The sequence below is a fragment of the Algoriphagus terrigena DSM 22685 genome (assembly GCF_000429445.1).
Lineage (GTDB): Bacteria > Bacteroidota > Bacteroidia > Cytophagales > Cyclobacteriaceae > Algoriphagus > Algoriphagus terrigena.
Genome location: NZ_AUBW01000013.1, coordinates 57507 through 76998 on the forward strand (window position 1 = coordinate 57507; position 19492 = coordinate 76998).

The following is a 19492-nucleotide window of genomic DNA, read 5'->3' on the forward strand; positions in this document are numbered from 1 at the left end:
AACTCGGAGTTGAGGGGAGTTTTGGCTATACTAGCTATCGTAATGCTTCTAAATTTTCCCGTGCGACATCCCAATTTAACAACATCATGAGATCAGATTTTTCCACTTTTCACAAAACAGTAGCTATTGCCATTTTAAGCATATTTTTCACCAAGCTCTGTAATGGACAGCAAGGTCTTACGGTCAGGAAAAATATCCCGCTGGACTCTATCCGTCTGAGTGATCCATATATTCTAGCCGATCAGGAGACACAGCTTTATTATATGACGGGCACGGGGGGCATGCTCTGGAAAAGTAAGGATCTGAACCGGTGGGAAGGACCGTATCGGGTAACAAAGACCGACTCTGCGTCCTGGATGGGGCCGAAACCTATGATCTGGGCTGCAGAGCTTCATGAATACCAAGGCAAGTACTATTACTTCGCGACTTTCACCAATACCCAAGTGAAGATTGATACGGTAGGTGAAAACATTATAGATCGTCGTGCCAGTCACGTACTGGTCAGCGATAAGCCGGATGGGCCCTACGTACCGATGGAGGATCCCACCTATCTGCCCGCGGACAAACCTACCCTAGACGGCACCTTCTGGATCGATGTGGATGGAAAGCCCTACATGGTCTACTGTCATGAATGGCTACAAAACCTCGACGGCACCATGGAAAAGATTGAGTTGAAACCTGATCTAAGCGGTTCGGTGGGCGAAGGAAGGTTACTCTTCAAAGCCAGTGACTCTCCCTGGAGCAGGGAAAAAGATGAGAATGGAAATGATGTTCCCAACAAGGTGACGGATGGACCTTTTTTGTTCCGCACGGGCACCGGCCGCCTGGGGATGTTGTGGACCAGTTGGATCTATGATCAGTACGTGCAAGGGGTGGCCTATTCTGAAAGCGGCACGCTGGACGGTCCATGGATTCATGAAAAAGAACCGATCACCCCTCCCAATTTTGGTCATGGCATGTTGTTCAAAACATTTGATGATAAGATGCTGATGAGTATTCACAGCCATCAGGCCCTGAATGGGAGATACCATCGGGTTCCGCATCTGTTTGAGGTTGATCTATCCGGTGACAAGCTGGTTGTGATCGGGCCCTATCAACCTTAGGAGAGGGCAGTTTGCAGTGGTTAGTTTGCAGTAGGCAGATGTCAATGCCTAAAAAACGTTGACCGATTTACCTTGCTGGTTATCGGTAGCAGGAATATAAATATCAAACGTAGCCCCCTTATTTAATTCTCCGTTTGCGGTGATCACTCCACCGTGGTTTTCCACAATCCTTTTAACTATGGAGAGTCCAATGCCTGTTCCGTTGTATTCGTTTTTACCGTGGAGACGCTGAAATACTTCAAATATCCGGTCGCTGTATTGCTGTTCGAATCCAATACCGTTATCTGAAACTATCAGATGGCAATATTTTATATCAGCAGTGAGTTTTGGATTTCCGAATACTATCCCCTCGGCTATTTCGCTCTCAATCTTGATATGCGGAGCCTCGTCGGGATTAGAAAATTTAAGCGAATTACTTATCAGGTTAAACAGCAGTTGCCTGAACTGAAAGGGAATGATATTGACTTCGGACATTTCATGAACCTCTATAGTTGCATGTTTATGTTGAAACTCCTCTTTTAGGTCTTCTTTTACTTCTTCAATAATTGTATTAAGATTTACTTTTGCAAATTTCCTCTCCTCTGTATTGGTTCGGGAGTAAGTGAGAAGATCATCAATGAGTGTCTGCATTCTCTTGGCGGCATTGTGCATTCTCCGGAATTTTTCTATCCCATTCTCAGACAAATTCTGAATTTCTTTCTCCATTATCTGTGTAGAGAATGTCTGAATTTTTCTTAATGGCTCCTGTAAATCATGGCTTGATATATAAGCAAAGGTTTGCAGCTCTTTATTCATCTTTCCAAGCTCGATGTTGGTATCTGCAAGTTCTTTGGTGCGCTCCGCTACTTGTTTTTCCAGTTCCTGGGTAAAAGTTTTTTCTGTTTGAATATCTGTAAATGCGCCTACCCATTTTACAATTTTACCTTCCTGGCCGAAGACAGGTTCGCCGATTGCCGTATGCCACCTGTAGTCGCCAGCTTTACTTTTAATGCGTACATCACATCTGTATAGTTCACCTGTTGCCAAACTGTTCATCCATGCCCTGGTGTTTCCTTCGAGGTCATCCGGATGAATGATTGCTTTCCATTCTGCTTCACCTTCGGGAGCTATTCCTGTATACTCTTCCCATCTGCCCGAAGCAAACAATGCATTGCCTTTTTCATCCGTTTCCCAAACTAATTGAGGTAAACTTTCGGCCATCAGACGAAACCGTTTCTCTCTTTCTTCCAATTCCCGCTGATGTTGTTTCTCTGCCGTGATATCCCTTACTGTACCGATCATTTTTTCGGGCAGATGTTCTGCGTCATAGAAAACTTTCCCACTACCCTCCATCCAGTGTATGGAATTATCCATCCATATCACCCGGGCTTCGTATTGCAATTTTCCTGTAGCCATCGCCTCATTGAAAGCTTCATTCCGGGTATGCATATCATCGGGATGCAGGTGATGAAGTAACTGTTCGTGAGTTAAATTCACCGCCTCTTGATACCCTCCTATAATTTGAAGATAACGCTTGGAATAGAGTGGAGTCTTTGTTTTGAGATCCAATTCCCACGTGCCCAGTTCGCTTGCTTCCAAGACAATGCTAAGCCGCGCTTCGTTTTGCTCGATATTTCTCCTCGCTTCCACTTTTTCGCTTACTTCGGTTACAGTCACTATCACACCTGTAATCTGTCCATCTTCCTCTTTCAGTGGGTGATAGAGAAAATCGAAGTAGTTTGTTTCTACCTGTCCATATCGGTTAATCGGAACAGGCACTTCATATCCGTGGTAAGGCACTCCTGTATTGAGCACGCCGTCCAGTAACGAATGAACGGATTCTGCCACTTCGGGCAATGAATCAAATAATGGCAGGCCGACAAATTCCTCTTCTTTTCTAGCCACCAATTGCAGGTAGGCCTCATTTGCCATCTCTACAACGTATTGGGGTCCGCGTAAGATGGTGATACCAACAGGAGCCTGTTTCACTGTGTTTCGGAATCGTTTATCCGCTTCTTCAATTTTACGCCTCGCAATTACCTGGGAGGTGTTGTCAAGTACCCAAACGGCCACTTTTTTTACCGTGCCTTCTATGTTTTTCAGAGGAGCATACACAAATGTGACATATACTAATTCTTCTTTGCCATGACGTATCAGCATCATTTCTACCTCATTGGCAAAAAAAGATTCACCTTTTTCAATAACCTCGTTAAGGGCGGATTCATAATAGGGTCTTGCCTCCGCAAAGGTATCCCAGTAGTGTTTTCCGGCAATTTCTTCGTAAGGCTTACCGGCGATTTCAACAAAACTATCGTTCACAATCTCGCTCACCAACGTGTCAGCATCCATTACACAAATGCCGATTGGCGACTGCAAGACCATGCTGCGAATATTCTGTTCGCTTTCTTCAATCTGCTTTCTGGCTTTAACCCGCTCGGTAATATCACGGGTGGTACCTGCAATGGCTTCCACCTTGCCATCCTGGTCAATGACAGGAACTAGAATATAGTCATAGATTCGCTTGCCAAGGATGGAATGAGGGAAGGACACTTCGCCCCGGACCGTAGTCTTCGTTGCAATAATTTGATCTATCTCCATCTCATGCTTCTCAGCGTGCCACGGCTCATACCCAAGTTCCAGCATACCTTTTCCAATAGCATTATCCCATGTGCGCCCCCACATGTGTAGCAATGCTTCGTTTGCGTAGGTGAACCGATAGTTCAGATCAAATACATAAATCAGATCTGGGGTATTTTGCGTGATGGCCTCGTAGAGTCGTTTGCTCTCTTCGATTCGCTTCTTCGCAATATTCAGGTCAGTGAGATCGACCCCCGTGTTCATCACAGCATAAATATTACCTGCCAGATCATAGAGCGGAGTAAGGCTATAATTAAAATAATAGGTTTTCGATTTGCCGTCAACGATAAGATCAAGCGGGGTGTTTTTTGTATGAAATGATACACCTGTAGTAAAAACTTTCTCTATCTGTTGAAACACCAATTGATTATCCAATTCAGGCAGCACCTCTTTAAAGGATTTACCAATCACATCATTGCCTTTCCCCCATATATTAATAATAGATTGGTTGGCCAACTCAACAATCATTTCTTTTCCAACATACACAGCGATAGGGAAAGGAGCATTCTCGACAATCGCCCGAACTTTCTGTTCACTCTCCTCTACTTTTGACCGTGCTTCTACCTGTGAGGTAACTTCTATCGCTATTGCGACGATGCCTGAAATAGTTCCATCGGGCTCTTTTAGGGCCTCATAAACAAAGTTTACGTAAGTGGTTTCCAGTTTGCCATTGCGTGGAAGATTAACTTGCCGCTCATTCGCTACAAACTTTTCGCCGGTAGTGTAGACGTTCTTGAGCAAAACCTCCAAACCCTGATCTTTTGCTTCCGGCAAGCCCTCAAAGATGGGTTTATTTAAAACCTGCTCTGGCTGCTTACCCCATATGGCAAGCATTTGTTTGTTTGCGATTTCAACCACATAATTGTCTCCACGGAAGATACACATGGCAAGCGGAGCCTGCTGGATGTTGTTAACATATCTTGCATTGCTTTCTTCAAGTTTTAGGAGCGCATTAACTTTTTCAGTCGTTTCAGTGCAGGTCACTAGGACACCCGCGACCCTGCCATCTTCATCTGGAACCGGGCTATAGCTAAAAGTCCAGTATACGTCTTCTATCTTACCATTCCGGTAGATAGGCACCAGCATGTCCTCAAACCAAATTGAATCTTCCTCATTCACCACCTTATCTATCAGTGGTTTTATGATATCCCATATCTCCGGCCATGCTTCTTTTGCAGGCATTCCAAGGATAGCGGGATGCTTGCCATCCTTACCCAAACTCGGACGATAGGCATCGTTGTAAAAACAGATCAGTTCATCCCCCCACCATAAGAACATTGGGAATTTGGTCTTTAGAAGGATACCGAGTGTGGTGCGCAAACTTTGCGGCCATTCTCCAGGATCACCCAAAGACGTATTGCTCCAGTCCTTTGCTCTTATCATTCCCCCCATTTCTCCGCCGCCCCGGAGAAAATAATGGTGCAAATTCTTAACGCTCATATTTAGTATCTTAGGAATGAAGTATAAATTGATCTCTTGTCGGTTGGGTTAATTTATTTTTTGAAGTGAGGGTTACTGCTTCTAAAATAACTTTTTTCAACTTATTGTATTCCCCGGGTTTACGAACATAATAATGGGCTCCTTGTTGGTAAAGCAAATTCACAACTTCCATATCAAGGGACGTTGAGAATATAATTACGGGAAGATCTTTCAAATTATCAGTCAATTTTATTTCCGACAAGCATTCAAATCCACTTTTACGGGGCATGTTTAAATCAAGAAAAAGAGCGTCAGGAAGACTGTCGAACTTCGCTGATAAAAAATTCATCAACTGAACTCCGTCATTTACGGTTAAAAGGGTTGCAGAGATCGGCAATTCTTCCAATGCATCTTCAAAAAAGGTGCAATCGTCCAAATCGTCATCAGCGAGTAAAAGGTGATAGTGCATGTCTTTGTGTTCTGGCATTACGAAAAATATCCAATACGGTACGAGTATCTATGTTACTTATCTCTTGTGTGAGATGAAAGCCAATACGTGGCCGACCTTCATTAAAGCTATTTCTCTGATGTCAATCTCAAGTTGCAATGTTGTTAAGGGCTTGAAGTTCATGTGAAGCATTTAAATACCATCCGTAAAAAAAGAGAGCCATTGGTGTGGAGCCCTCCGGGTAGCACTAAAACTGTATAAATGACGCAACCGTGAGATTTCGTCGTTTTTGACTTTCGGCGATTCTAAACCGTATTTCGGACTGGGGATTGACTTTTCTTTTTGCGGTTGCCATTTTTTCTCTCTGTATGGTTTCCCCCAATAAAATTTTCACCCAAGATATGCTGTTTCCATGATCCAAAGTACAGTGTATTGGTCTTTTTTAGTCTGATCCTTTTATTTTTTGCAGACTGGGATAAGTAGGCAGTTTTCTGTGGGCGGTTAGTAACTTGTACTGTCCTAAATACAGTTGACCGTTTTGGAATTTGTGTTGGTTAGAATATGGTTTCGTTCAAAGTAATCATGCGTTAAGCCTCCCCAACATTGGTGAGGCTTATCTTGGTTGTACATCTTTACTGCTTTGGCTGTTTTTCTCCCTTATCTTTCCATCTTTTCTGTGAACGATAAGTTCTGATTTGTGGCTTTTGGCAATCTCTCTGGCAACTCTTACTGCATCCCGTTGATTGTCGGTAACTATGGTCAATCTGCTGCTGCCTTCTTTCTTGACAGCCCAGCCATTTCCCAGAGGAACCACCGTTAATTTCACTTCACTATACCGGTTATTTGTATGAAATTTCTCTTTGCGGAACTGAAGTCCGAAATGCTGGAATTGGATACCCAGTCCTGCGCCCTAATAGCAATCGGGAATAGCTCCCGGAAATGTCGAAATCACTGTGAGAAAAAGGGTGAAAACAATTCGGAATTGGGATGCACGACCAACTATAAAGACTGTTAAATAACAGCATGGATCGTCAAAATATGCGGCAAGGCACCATTTAATTTCACAAGCATAATTTCTTTAAAATCGCAACATAGGCCACACAAAACATTCACAAATAATTGGATTTGAGGTGTTTATTGTTTATAATAGGTGAGATTTTGGGTTTATAGGCTAAAGAACAGGTCGTCTGAAGCAGCTTACTACTTAATATTTTTAGGAAGATTTTTTAGTCACAATTTGTTGAAAAACCTATGTTTCCACTTGTGAATAGATGGCTGTTTATTTACCTGGCGATGAATTTTTATCTCTGCCAAAATTTTCAGGCTTTTGCACAGCGCCCGCCAACCGGCGGAGCGGCGCCGATTGCAGAAGAGGATGAGAGTATAAATCCTGCCGTATTCATAGTCGGAGGGGTAGTAATAGGTGCTGCATCCTATCTTTTATTCAAGTCCCGTAGCCCAAAAATTCCAGTTGCCAACCATTTGACGGATTATCTACGATCCAATCAAATCATGCCCAATCCGGATGCCCTTGAATTGATGTATGCAATAAACCCATCCCTGAACAATATCGAAGAGATACGAACTAACAAAAAATTGAACCTGCCTAGCTTCCCGGAATTTGATCAGGATCAAGCTGGGGATCTTTTGATAGAAGATGCGTCGGATTTGCCTACCGACCTACGAGCCCAAATGAATCAATTTGAGAGTTCGAAAGCTAGTTTTGAGCAAATGAATTCCCAAAAAACAAATCTTGCCGGTGATTCGAATATGGCAAAAATACGTACTATAATTCAGGAGGTTGAAACGGATTTGAATTCCATTGGAATGCCAAATGAAATTACAAATCCTGTTACGGGCCTGTTGATCAGTGATCTCGTTTTTGCCTTTAACCGGACCCTACAGGAAATTATCTCGGTCGGAAAAGCGGATCCGGCACAAGTTGGTCTGATGCAGGGGATTGCCGACAACCTAACAGAACTACTTGCCGCAAAAACTCTGACTTCGGGAAAGGAACGGGATAAGATGTTGGCCTTGACAAATCAAGAACTGAAACCAATCCTTAGCGCTTACCTTGGCCCAACTCCGGATTCAAAGGATCTCAGCTCGGGTCTTCCACCTGCCTTTCCTGTTGAAACTATGGCAATGGCCAATACCATGAACTTCGCATTTGCTGTTTACATGTATTCAAAAGAAGGGGAATTAATCACCGAAGGGCCGAAAGTACAGGGAAGGTTTATTGTCAGGTATGTGGCGCCTGCCTTGAAGGATTTTGAAAATGCATATCACACGATAAGAACACCGGCTACCTATGCGGTTGCTGCATTTCCACCCGCCAAGATGTATTTCGTTGTAGAGGATTTGAATGGGAACCGGATGAATGTCCAATATCCAACCATTGATTTTAGGGAGGAATTTTCCAAACCCCAATTTTATAATGAAGATAAAGTGATTGTAGTCCCCTTGAGAATCAACCAATGATTTCATTACTCAAGTATAGGGCAGCGTTGATAGCAGTGATATTTGGCCTGTTTGGTGGAGCTATTTCCCACCTTCTAAAAATCGAGGAACTGACTTTCTACTATACCGCATTGGCCTCGATCATTGCGCTGGTAGTTAATCTGATGGTTTCTTTTTTGCTAAAAGGCAAATGGAACACCCATACAAAATACTCGCTGAAGGCTGTTTGCCTCTTTCTCTTTGCGGGACTGATCCTAATCTTATACACGCACACCAGGTATTTCCTGGAGGGGACATTTCCCTACAAGAATTTTGAAGGACAGGTGAGCTATTACATCAAGGGGACGGATTACACTCCTATAGCCAAAGACTTTAAAAAGGAAAACCCCTATATCCAATCTGATGAGGATCTGATGAGGGAAGGTTTTGGCTCCCCGGATGAAAAGGATAAGGTATGGACTCAGGACTCTATCAATAAGGTATGGATGAAATTAATCACTTCTTATTGTTTGGTGGTCATCTTGTTTGTGGCGTTGGTCTCCGTCCTGATAGAAATCCTGATGACCAAATATGGAAAATCCACAAAAAGATTAATAGAGGAAATTTAGACAAGTATCCGGGCTGACCTTGAATGAATTGATTCCCCAGGATGCATATTATCCATTTAAATTCAGAGGCTATGGAAACCGTATTAGAATTTTTGAACTTAAGGATCGCTCCTTTCGCGGGTATCTTTTTTCTATTCGCCTGTGATCTGAATGACGGGATCCCCTCGCCCGAACTGGGAAAGTATGATCTGCCTCAAGAAGTAGTTTCGGAGATTTTTACAGATGAAGTTCTTGCAATAACGGGGAGTTTGGAACCGTTTCTCGATGAAATAAAAAGTAAGGGTATGACCATCCACGAAGGCGACAACCCTCCAGAGATCTTCGATTATTGCCAGTCTGGCCCCTGTCCTCAAATTTACTCAGTAGATCATTCTTGTCTCTATGACAAATACTATCCCTCCTACGCAGACTCGTCATTTGGAGGATATCTGGACTCTATCTTTATCGCCAGAGACCAATTCGATACCTACAAATCTTCACTTGGCTACTATTCCGTTGCCAACCCCAACGAAAAAAACCCCGAATATGCCAGCGGACTGGATACTGGATGGGGATCTGGGATTGCGTCCGGCGATAACGGGGCTTTTACACTCTTTATCAAGATAGACAATGGCAAATACGACGATGTCAGCTACCGGGCATTGTGGATAGTTTCTGCAGTCGGAGAGTTCGATGACGGAGAACTCTATGGCTTGACCAATATCCGAAAATGCATGATCCTGCTTTCGAAACAGGGGGATCCCGCAGGTCAAATGGCAAATATCGGAACCATACGAATCTTTGAGGACGATGTCCCGACTAGGAGATAACGGTGAGCAAGTTGAAGGCAGCTTGCATTCAAGCAAGCACCACGCAAACCATTACTCACACCAGTTTCCCCGATCACGCTCTCGTACGTGGAACCGCTCAAACCACCCCCATCCATAGCCTCTTTCTTGGGAGGGATGAATGAGAGGAAAAAAATGGCTTACATAGGCTTTATGGTTTATATTGATCGAAGTGAGACAACACTTTACTTAGTTTGGAATTCCGGGTTGGGAATTTGACATCACCCGAAACTATTTGACACCTTCTTTGAAAATCAAGTCTTTTTTTTCAGCTAGCTTTACCTGCAAATATTTCCTATGAGGATTTTTGGGATCCTGTTCTTATTTCTCAATCTGATAGGTGCGGTGAGCATTTTGTCCGGGAATATTCCCGTGACCTCCTACCCTGACGCGCCTACCTCGGCGGAACTATCCTATCCCTCCCACTCCCTTCAGCAAAGTATAAGCCTGGAAGTAGGCGATGGACTGCCATTTGGGTATGTTCCCCAAAGGCCGGTAGTCCGGACACTCCAGTGTTTTTTTGAGCCTCAATCCATCCTCAATCCCTATTCCGGACTCTCGGCTTTCTGTGTTCTGAAAGGAAGCAAGACCAAAATATTGCCAGCTGCGATCTCTTCCAGCCGGCCTGATTTTTTGACAGTGAATCCCCACCACTGTTTCACTTAGTCCCCAGAAAGCCCAACAGTTCTTCTGAGTAGTCGCCCAAGTCAACTGGAAAGCCCATTTGGTGGAGCGGGAACGCACCGTCCGGGATTGAACCCGACCCTCGGCACGTCTCAGCTAGACCGTCCCTGGCAAGCGATCCAACCGGATCCAACGCTGCCTTAGAAAACGGCGGGCTTTCCCGTGTGTGACTCATCCTGTAGGGGCGTGACTCCGATAGTCCGGGTGTTTCCCTGAAAAGGGTACCGCTACCCATCCATCCCTGTGCTTCAACCCAGTTCCCTGGTCGGTTCGGGCAATGAAAACCAAACCGGCATGCACGATTAAGCCCCGCGTATCGACCTCTTTCGAACACCCCAAAAAACCTCCGATCTCCGGTCCTGAAATCAATCTGTATCGCATCCTCCTTACCATGTCACTTAAAAAATCAAACACGATCATTTATCTATCGGCGGCATTGGCCACCCAAGCTGCGCTCACCGGTGTCTTGCATCTGCTATGGCCGGAGCTCCTCTCCGACGCCGTTCTAATGGCCAGCAGGTGGCTGGGCTTGTTGGCCGTGATCGGATACTGTCTGAAAAAGGCATCGCTCACTACCTGGATATTCGGGAGCATGCTTATTGGGATCGTTATTGGCGTTGACTTTCCCGAGCTGGCAATGAACCTGAAAGTAGTCAGCCAGGTGTTTCTCAAACTGATCAAAACCGTGATTGCCCCCTTGCTCTTCGGCACCCTGGTGGTGGGGATTGCGGGTCATTCGAATCTGAAGCAGGTTGGCAGGATGGGCTGGAAGTCGCTGCTGTATTTTGAGCTGGTGACCACACTGGCTTTGATCATCGGCCTGGTGGCCATCAACATCTCCCAAGCCGGAGTCGGTATCGAACTGCCTGAAGGTGACGTACCGCTCCAGGGAACTGCACGGGGTTGGCAGGAAGTGATCCTCCATATCTTCCCGGAGAACATTGCCAAGTCCATCTACGAGGGAGAGATCTTGCAGATTGTCCTTTTCAGCATCCTCTTTGGAATCGGCCTGGCGCTGGTGAAAGACGGGGAAAAGAAGCGGGTGATGCTTTCCTTCACCGAGAGCCTCTCGGAGGTCATGTTTAACTTCACCCGCGTGATCATGTATTTTGCCCCGTTTGGTGTCGGGGCGGCCATCGCCTACACGGTGGGTGAGATGGGACTTGGGATATTGGTCAACCTGTTTCACCTGTTGGCAACCTTGTATGTGGCCCTGTTGGGCTTCTTGGTGCTGGTGTTGCTCCCCATCGCCTACCTGCTCAAGATTCCGGTAATCAAGTTTTTGAAGGCCATCTCTGAGCCTGTTTCCATTGCATTTGCGACGACCAGTTCGGAGGCAGCGCTTCCCAAGGCGATGGAAGCGATGGAGAAGTTTGGGGTTCCGCGAAAGATCGTGGCCTTTGTGATGCCCACCGGCTACAGCTTCAACTTGGACGGCACCACGCTCTACCTTGCCTTGGCGTCGATCTTTGTAGCCCAGGCTGCGGGGATCCAGATGGGGATAGAAGATCAGATTTTGATGGTGCTGACACTCATGCTGACCAGCAAAGGAGTGGCAGGCATCCCAAGAGCCTCCCTGATTATCCTGATGGGAACTGCGGCCAGTTTTAACCTGCCGATGGCTCCGATATTCCTGATCCTGGCGATCGATGAACTGATGGATATGGCGAGGACTTCGGTCAATGTGATTGGCAACTGCCTGGCAACAGTGGTTATTGCCAAATGGGAAGGGGAATTTGGTCTGGAGGCCAGTGATCCTATAGCTCAGCCTGTCACTGAACCTGAATTAATCAACGAGCTGTGAGGGCTGTCCCGGTCTTTCTGTCCCGGCCCTTCGGTCAGACTCCGCGGCAAGTTCAACTGCTCCTAGCTACAACATCCCCATGATCGAATTTATTCAGTCCATCTTAGAGTTGCTGAGTCCGGAGCTGATTATCCGCCGGGGTGGGCTCCTCCTGCTGCTGGCGGTGATATTTACCGAAAACGGGGTATTCTTCGGCTTCTTCCTGCCGGGAGATTCGCTGTTGTTTTTGGCCGGGGTGCTTTGTGGATTGCCGATCTTGGACGTAAGCATCCATTTGCTGGTACTCCTTCTTGCGATAGCCGCTTTCTTAGGGTATGCTGTATCGTACTATGTCGGGTTGAAACTTGGCAGATGGCTGCTTTCCCGGCCGGATTCATTTTTCTTCAAAGCCAGCTATCTCAATATGGCTTCGTCCTATTTTGAAAAGCGGCAGCACGGGGCAATCGTCATCGGTCGGTTTATTCCAGTCATCCGGACTTTTCTGCCGCTTTGTCTGGGGTTGATCAGGTCCGATTTTCGGGTTTTCATGGTGTATAACCTCCTTGGCGCGGTGGTTTGGACCTCCAGTCTGGTGTTGGCGGGGTATTTCCTAAAGATCATCTTTCCGGACCTGATCCACTATCTGGAATGGATCGTCGTGTTGCTGATTGTGGTCACCTCCATCCCATTGATCAGACAGTTTCGCAGGATCAAAAGAGACGGTGTATCCTGAGTCTTTTTCCCAGGGAGACAGCCACAGAAGGTTCACTAAGCTCGGGGACAGTCCCATGGGCTACGAATCCCCTCTTGCTGAATTCCGGATATCTAAGGCCTTTTGACTATTTTTCCGAATCTTAACCCACCGAAACCCACCAGGTGACTCCAGAACAACTCCTCATCGCTGTCTTGCTTTCACTCCTGACAGGAGCGGCGGTGCTGCTTTTTTTCCTTTTCAGAAAGCTGCAACAAGTCTCCCGGGAAAGCCGGAAGTCTGCTGAGCTACTGAGCCAAATGGAGCAAAAGACAGGCTCCCTGAGGCTTGAAACCCTGGAGTCCAAACTTAGCCCCCACCTCTTCAAGAATATCCTGAACTCGATCCAGTCCCATGCCTATCAGACTTACTTTGCGCTGGACAAACTGGCCAATGTCCTGGATTACATCCTCTACGAAAGCCGCCAAAAGTTTGTAAGCCCCAAGGAGGAGATCGACTTTGCCCTGAATCTGATAGAGATCAACAAGATCAAGCTCAGCCCGCTGTTTGAGTTGAGCGTGAAAACCAGAATCGAGGAAAACAGTCCATTGTATCTTTCAAAAATCCTGGCACCGATGATTTCCATCGATCTCATCGAAAATGCCTTCAAGCATGCGGATCTCCAGAGCGGGGATTCCTTTATCCGGATCATCATCGAACTGAAGGACGGATTGTTTTCCATGTTGGTTTCCAACAAAGCATCCTCGAAATCTTCCCTTTTTAAGGCCAACAGCGGGCTTGGTACGGAATCACTGACCCAACGCTTGGATATTCTCTACAAGGGACGCTACACCCTGGAGCGATTTAAGGAGGGGGAAGTTTACCTGGCTCAACTCAAGATCGATCTGAATGGAAAAGGAACTTAAATGCCTGCTTCTGGATGATGAATTGCCGGGGCTGACTTATCTCAAGATGCTATGTGAGCAGATTCCGGGACTGACTGTCGTCAAGTCCTTCAATGATCCCTCCCGTTTTTTGGAAGAATTTCCGGCTTTGGAGTTTGATCTCTGTATCCTTGACATTGAGATGCCGCAATTTGACGGGTTGAAAGTGGCAAATCTCCTTCAGGGCAAAGCTGTGATCTTTGCGACAGCCTATAAAGAATATGCCGCGGAGGCTTTTGATCTCAATGCGGTGGATTACCTCCGAAAGCCCGTTTCCCTCGACCGGCTAAAGCGTGCCATCGACAAAGCCAGGATCCAGATCGATGCCCAGCAGGAGACATCACGCTTTTTCTCCTGTAATACGGATAAAGGGAAGGCGCTGATCCCGGTGGATCAGCTGGCATGGATCGGGACATCTCCCATGGAGAGCAGGGACAAGACCGCTCACCTGAAGGACGGCACCTTGCTTTTGCTCAAGAACATCTCCTTTGAGACGCTTCAGCTTTCCCTTCCGAAAGGCACATTCGTCCGGATCAACAAGCAGGAGATGATCAATCTGGACATTGTCCGGTTCTTTTCCCATGATCAGATCACCACAGTCTTGAATCTGGAATCCGGCAAAGCTCTGACCCTTACCCTCAGCGAGCGGTTCAGGGAAGAGTTTCTTCGAAAGGTGAACTCCTGAACTTGTTACAAAAAATTCCCCGCTTGCACCATTTGACGGGGGAATGGAGACAAGCCACGGGATTCTCAAATGGATTTATCCCAACTTAGTATGGATTTGGAATGGCAGTCTTGTCATTTACACCCGGGGATGAACGCCTGATCCAAGCCAGGCCAGGTATCTTTTCTGTTCAGATAAGAAAATACGTTTGAATAAGAAAGGATACCTGCATCGCCCGGACCAAATTCATTAAACAAGGCCAATGAGAAAGCACCGAAACACTATTTTTTATCTTTCGACGATCGGGATATTTTCTGCCCTGATGTATTATATCAGTGTCAAAGGACAAAGCCTTGAGGCGGGCCGGAATGTTCAACCTTCCGAATCAAACTCCAGCCAATGGACAGAATTTGTGGAGTCGATGGGCCATAACCTTACCCACCCACTTGCCATACTTTTAGCTCAGATCGTGACCATCATCCTGGTTGCGAGGATCTTTGGATGGATCAGCAAAAAAGTGGGGCAACCCACCGTGATCGGAGAGATCATCGCCGGAATCGTGCTGGGTCCCTCTCTGTTGGGATGGATCTTCCCTGATTTCTCGCTGGCTCTTTTTCCTGTAGAGTCACTTGGCAACCTCCAGTTTCTCAGTCAGATCGGCCTGATCCTGTTCATGTTTGTGATCGGTATGGAGCTGGATCTGAAGGTATTGCGAAACAAAGCCAACGATGCCGTGGTAATCAGCCATGCGAGTATCGTGATTCCGTTTGCACTTGGGATTGGACTGGCCTATTTCATCTACACCTCATTTGCACCCGAGGGTGTTGAGTTTTTATCCTTCGGCCTGTTTTTGGGCATTGCGATGAGCATCACTGCCTTTCCGGTTTTGGCGCGGATTGTCCAGGAAAGGGGCCTGCAAAAAACCCGGCTCGGGACAGTGGTCATCACCTGCGCCGCCGCGGATGATATTACGGCCTGGTGTCTTTTGGCAGCTGTGATTGCCATTGTTAAGGCCGGTTCGTTTGTCAGTTCGCTCTATGTGATCGCATTGGCAATGGGCTATGTTTTTGTGATGATCAAGGTGATCCGTCCCTTTCTCAAGCGGATTGGCGACCTCCACACCTCACGTGAGAATCTCAGCAAGCCCATCGTGGCCATCTTTTTCCTTACCCTGATCATCTCAGCTTATGCCACTGAAGTGATTGGAATCCATGCACTTTTCGGCGCTTTTATGGCCGGAGCCATCATGCCGGAAAACACGAAGTTTCGGAACATTTTCATCGAAAAGGTGGAAGACGTCTCGCTGGTGTTGCTGCTTCCCCTTTTCTTTGTCTACACCGGTTTGAGGACCGAGATTGGGCTGTTGAATGACCCTTACCTCTGGAAAGTGACCGGGATGATCATCGTGGTCGCCGTCGTGGGCAAGTTTGTCGGAAGCGCCATCGCTGCCCGGTTCGTCGGCCAGAGTTGGAAAGACAGCCTGACCATCGGAGCACTGATGAACACCCGCGGGCTGATGGAGCTGGTAGTCCTCAACATCGGCTACGACCTAGGCGTGTTGACTCCGGAGATCTTTGCGATGATGGTCATTATGGCCTTGGTGACCACGTTTATGACCGGTCCGGCACTTGACCTGATCAACTGGTCCTTCCGCTCCAAGCCTTCCCTGATTCCCCAGGAAATCATTCAACAGAGTAACTACCGGATTTTGGTCTCCTTTGGACATCCTGAGCGGGGAAGGTCGCTGGTGAGACTGGCACACAGCATGATTCAAAAGCTGAACGGGAACGCGTCCATCACTGCCATGCACCTCAGTCCGGTGGATGAGCTGAACTATTTCAATCAGACTGCCTATGAGCGCGAAAGCTTTGGCCCGGTAATTCACGAAGCCCAGCAACTGCAGCAAAAGGTGACTACGCTCTTCAAAGCTTCATCCGACATCGAAGGAGACATCATCGAAGTGGCCAACAAGGGGAACTATGACCTGCTCCTGATGGGTGTCGGGCAGTCGATATTTGAGGGGAGTTTTTTGGGAAAAGTCCTGGGCTTCACCACCAAGATAATCAGTCCTGACCGTATCCTCAATCAAGTCACCGGAAAGGAAAACCTGTTTGAAAACCTCCCATTTGACGAACGGACCAGAAGCATCATCCGAGCCAGTCAAGTCCCGGTTGGCGTCTGGATAGACAAGGGATTCAAGCAGGCGGATCGGATCTTTATCCCAATCTTCTCCCAAAAGGACGATTTTCTGGTGCAGTTTGCACAAAAATGGATCAACAATTCCGGAGCACAGGTAACGCTGATCGATGCCGCCGGACAGGTGAAAAGCAGGCCCGAAATCAAGGAAGCGATCCGGGCCATCGAGCACGTGGCGCCGCACCATATCCAGTTGCGGCATGAAAACTACCTCAGCAAGGACTTTTTGAAAACGCAGGATTTGATGGTCATTTCCTTCAAAAGCTGGAAAAAGCTCGTGGAAAGTAAAAGTGTCTGGCTTTCAGACATTCCGTCCGTTTTGATATTGGCAGAAAAGAAAGCGAGTCAGTCTCAGTAGGCAGGTTTCAGTGGGCAGGTTTCAGTTTTGGCTTGAGCCGTTTTCCGTGACAGTTGCCTCGCTCCGGTTGACGTTAAATTTCATCCCGTTTTCGTTGCGGATGTAAAGCGTGCGCGTAGGGAAAGCTATGGAGATACCCCGATTGCCCAGCTGCTCGTATATCTGCAGGTTGATCTCTTGCTGGACGTCCATATAGGTATTGAATTCGGCATTTTCCACGAAATATACGATCTCGAAGTCCAGGCTGGAGTCTCCAAAAGCCTTGAAGTGGGCCCGATCAAAGGTGACATCCGGTTGGGACGACACGATCTCCCGCAGGAGTGAAGGGATGGCTCTGAGATCCTCGGGGGAAGTCTCGTAGGTGACCCCCACCCCAAAGACGATCCTACGCCGCTGCATCTTCTTGTAGTTGTGGATGCGGGAACCGGTCAGGTCACTGTTGGAAAAGACCAGCTGCTCCCCTGAGAGGGTGGCGATCCGGGTGGTCTTGATGCCGATCTTCTCGACGATGCCGTTTTTGTCCCCCACGACCAAAAAATCCCCTACCTCAAATGGTCGGTCAAAGAAGATCACGAAGTAATTGAACAAGTCACCTATGATGTTTTGCGCAGCCAGGGCGATGGCGATACCCCCTATCCCCATCCCGGCGATGATGGCCGTGACATCGTAGCCGAGGTTACCAAAGAGAAAGACAATTCCCGTGATCCAGATGACGATATTAACGATCAATATGACCCCTCCCATCTGCTTGATTTTCTCCTCTCCGCCTTCCTGTCGGCTGATGTAGGTGCGCAGCAGCATCAGGATCACGCTGGACACCAGCCGGATCGCGTAGTATGTCAGAACGACTACAAAGACCACTTCCAGGATATTGGCAAAGCGCTCGGGCCAGACGAGAGTTTTCAGCGCGGCGTAGACGATGACATAGTCCACCATGGGCACGAGGTACTTGCTGACCGCCTCCACTGCAAAGTCGTCATAGGCATTGTCCGTGGACGCGACCCAGGCATGGACGCGCTTGAGGATAAACCTTTTGAAAGCTGCGACCAGCAGCAGACCGATCAAGATAACGCCCAAGACGATCAGGTAGGACTGGAGACTGTTTCCAAAGTATTCTTGTTCCAATAGTGTTTCCATGAGTTTAAATAGGTTTAGTGGCCAAAGAAAACTGCTGGTGGCGCAAGGGCCAAGCCAGATAAAAAAGCCGATTTGAGGCTTGATTGGAGGCACTTTCCATGCATACCGTTGTTGGCGGGGGAAAGTGGCCAGGGTGCCGAACCTGTACGGGCAGGTCTAAACGAAACGTAGCACATAGAAATAAAGGGCTTTTCGCCGGTAATTGTTCCGCGAATCCTCAAAAAATTGAATTTATGACCGGGTTCCGGTAGGCAGGTTGAAAAGTTGGAGGTAGGAAGTCGGGAAGTATGGAGGTCTGGGGGCTGGAAGTTGGAAGATTAGAGTTTAAAATTTAAAATGAAGAGTTTAAAATGGGGGGAGTTCCAGCGGTGTTGTCGGGTTGTCACGTTGTCCGCGAACCTGTTGTCGGGTTGGAAGATTAGAGTTTAAAATTTAAAACATTAAATCATGACACAGTTAATTGAACAGTCTCAAATGAAGAGTTTAAAAAGTTTGCAGGGTGAGACTGTTCAATTCCCCCAATTATAAAACCTCTCGCCTCTGAATGTCTCGAGTCCCATTGTACTGGAAAACGGTCTGGCTCAAACCTAAAACAGTCCGCCGTGGCGGACTGTTTCTTAATGCTTGGATTGCTGCACAGCTTCCTGTCGGCACCCTTTCCGCTTAAAAATCAAACAGATCGCTTAGGAATGATTCCTTTTTCTTATGCGGATGTCTACCATAGCGGTCTTTGTCATGATGAGTTTGGTCATAGCCTTTCTGGCTAGAACCATAATTGCCTTCGTTGGAATAATGTTCTGCAGACCGCTCGATGATTTTTTCGAGTTCTCCCCGGTCCAACCATATCCCACGGCAATTGGGACAATAATCGATCTCCACACCTTTTTTATCGCTCATTAAAAGTGTTTCGTTACATGCAGGGCATTTCATACGCTAAGGGGTTTACTTTGTGAAGGACTTGAACCGTCCAATAAAACTTAATCCCTTTCCTAACGGGAGAACCCGAGGATTGTTCCCTGGCGCAGGGTATATCGGCAGCAAACGGCCTGACTCCCTATGGGCGCTGTCAATTTTGAAGGTCCCTGGATCACTGCCGCCGTGAGGAGCAGCGATACCCCGAAATGAGGGCTTACGGGCGACTTCATAGTGAGCCTTGCCCGATCTAGGTGACCAAAGTTTAGATGGATTAACTGATGCGGACTACCCCTGACTTGGATTTAACCGATTACCTCCCTGATTGTCTGGGAGGTAGAAGTGGAAAGCATTTTCCGTCCTTTGACGGGGTTTAAAACCAAACTATAGAAGCCCTAAATTTTTTAAATTGATTGTAGTTTATTGACTATATCTGGATAGAAATAAAGTTATATTACCAAGAGGTCTTATTGCTTCAACGTGATTTCCGGTTAAAAAAACTGCAATGCCAAACAGAATGTTGCTCAGTGTCTGTTGGAACAGAATACAACAATCCTGTCAATCAGGACCATTGCGCACTCAGGCTTTTTTCAAACTATCTTTTTTTCTATTATTTCAACTTGCCGTACTGTCTTCAGGTGT

15 protein-coding genes are annotated in these 19492 nt (G+C 46.9%); 10 read left to right on the top strand and 5 right to left on the bottom strand.

The window, feature by feature from the left end:
* Window positions 1-86 precede the first annotated feature (86 nt).
* A complete protein-coding gene (locus G459_RS0113085) occupies window positions 87-1103 on the top strand; it encodes a glycoside hydrolase family 43 protein (protein ID WP_084454491.1) in 1017 nt (338 codons plus the stop codon).
* A gap of 48 nt (window positions 1104-1151) precedes the next feature.
* Here G459_RS0113085 and G459_RS27415 read toward each other — a convergent pair whose 3' ends face one another.
* The 3 genes from G459_RS27415 to G459_RS0113105 all read right to left on the bottom strand — a co-directional run bounded on the left by G459_RS27415 (window position 1152) and on the right by G459_RS0113105 (window position 6412).
* Window positions 1152-5159 (bottom strand): PAS domain-containing protein, encoded by a 4008-nt coding sequence (locus G459_RS27415; RefSeq protein ID WP_051315205.1) that lies wholly within the window; start codon window positions 5157-5159, stop codon window positions 1152-1154.
* 10 nt (window positions 5160-5169) lie between these two features.
* Window positions 5170-5607 carry a response regulator gene (locus G459_RS0113095; RefSeq protein ID WP_035455913.1) on the bottom strand — a complete coding sequence of 146 codons (438 nt, stop codon included), beginning with the start codon at window positions 5605-5607 and terminating at the stop codon, window positions 5170-5172.
* Between the two features lie 592 nt (window positions 5608-6199).
* Complete coding sequence (locus G459_RS0113105) at window positions 6200-6412, bottom strand: DUF2188 domain-containing protein (protein WP_026968063.1); 213 nt, start codon at window positions 6410-6412, stop codon at window positions 6200-6202.
* A gap of 425 nt (window positions 6413-6837) precedes the next feature.
* Between G459_RS0113105 and G459_RS0113115 the strand changes: the two genes are divergently transcribed.
* The 9 genes from G459_RS0113115 to G459_RS0113155 all read left to right on the top strand — a co-directional run bounded on the left by G459_RS0113115 (window position 6838) and on the right by G459_RS0113155 (window position 16801).
* The gene (locus G459_RS0113115; protein WP_026968064.1) at window positions 6838-8067 is read left to right on the top strand and encodes a hypothetical protein; all 1230 of its coding nucleotides are present in this window, start codon (window positions 6838-6840) and stop codon (window positions 8065-8067) included.
* Window positions 8064-8654, top strand: a complete 591-nt coding sequence (locus G459_RS0113120; RefSeq protein WP_026968065.1) for a hypothetical protein — start codon at window positions 8064-8066, stop codon at window positions 8652-8654. The genes G459_RS0113115 and G459_RS0113120 overlap by 4 nt, the downstream gene beginning before the upstream one ends.
* Before the next feature lie 71 nt (window positions 8655-8725).
* A complete protein-coding gene (locus G459_RS0113125; RefSeq protein ID WP_026968066.1) occupies window positions 8726-9463 on the top strand; it encodes a hypothetical protein in 738 nt (245 codons plus the stop codon).
* A gap of 315 nt (window positions 9464-9778) precedes the next feature.
* Window positions 9779-10147, top strand: a complete 369-nt coding sequence (locus G459_RS0113130; protein WP_026968067.1) for a hypothetical protein — start codon at window positions 9779-9781, stop codon at window positions 10145-10147.
* A 409-nt stretch (window positions 10148-10556) separates the two neighbouring features.
* Complete coding sequence (locus G459_RS27420; RefSeq protein WP_035455916.1) at window positions 10557-11969, top strand: dicarboxylate/amino acid:cation symporter; 1413 nt, start codon at window positions 10557-10559, stop codon at window positions 11967-11969.
* Window positions 11970-12048: 79 nt separating this feature from the next.
* Complete coding sequence (locus tag G459_RS0113140; RefSeq protein ID WP_026968068.1) at window positions 12049-12681, top strand: DedA family protein; 633 nt, start codon at window positions 12049-12051, stop codon at window positions 12679-12681.
* Window positions 12682-12824: 143 nt separating this feature from the next.
* The gene (locus tag G459_RS0113145; RefSeq protein WP_035455868.1) at window positions 12825-13565 is read left to right on the top strand and encodes a sensor histidine kinase; all 741 of its coding nucleotides are present in this window, start codon (window positions 12825-12827) and stop codon (window positions 13563-13565) included.
* Window positions 13549-14268 (top strand): LytR/AlgR family response regulator transcription factor, encoded by a 720-nt coding sequence (locus G459_RS0113150; protein WP_026968070.1) that lies wholly within the window; start codon window positions 13549-13551, stop codon window positions 14266-14268. The genes G459_RS0113145 and G459_RS0113150 overlap by 17 nt, the downstream gene beginning before the upstream one ends.
* Before the next feature lie 241 nt (window positions 14269-14509).
* The gene (locus tag G459_RS0113155) at window positions 14510-16801 is read left to right on the top strand and encodes a cation:proton antiporter (RefSeq protein ID WP_026968071.1); all 2292 of its coding nucleotides are present in this window, start codon (window positions 14510-14512) and stop codon (window positions 16799-16801) included.
* Window positions 16802-16822: 21 nt separating this feature from the next.
* Here the strand turns inward: G459_RS0113155 and G459_RS0113160 are convergent, their stop codons facing one another.
* Window positions 16823-17938, bottom strand: coding sequence for a mechanosensitive ion channel family protein (locus G459_RS0113160; protein ID WP_026968072.1), 1116 nt, complete (start codon window positions 17936-17938; stop codon window positions 16823-16825).
* A 663-nt stretch (window positions 17939-18601) separates the two neighbouring features.
* On the bottom strand, window positions 18602-18868 hold the full coding sequence (locus G459_RS0113165) for a TFIIB-type zinc ribbon-containing protein (RefSeq protein ID WP_026968073.1): 267 nt from the start codon (window positions 18866-18868) through the stop codon (window positions 18602-18604).
* Between the last annotated feature and the right edge of the window lie 624 nt (window positions 18869-19492).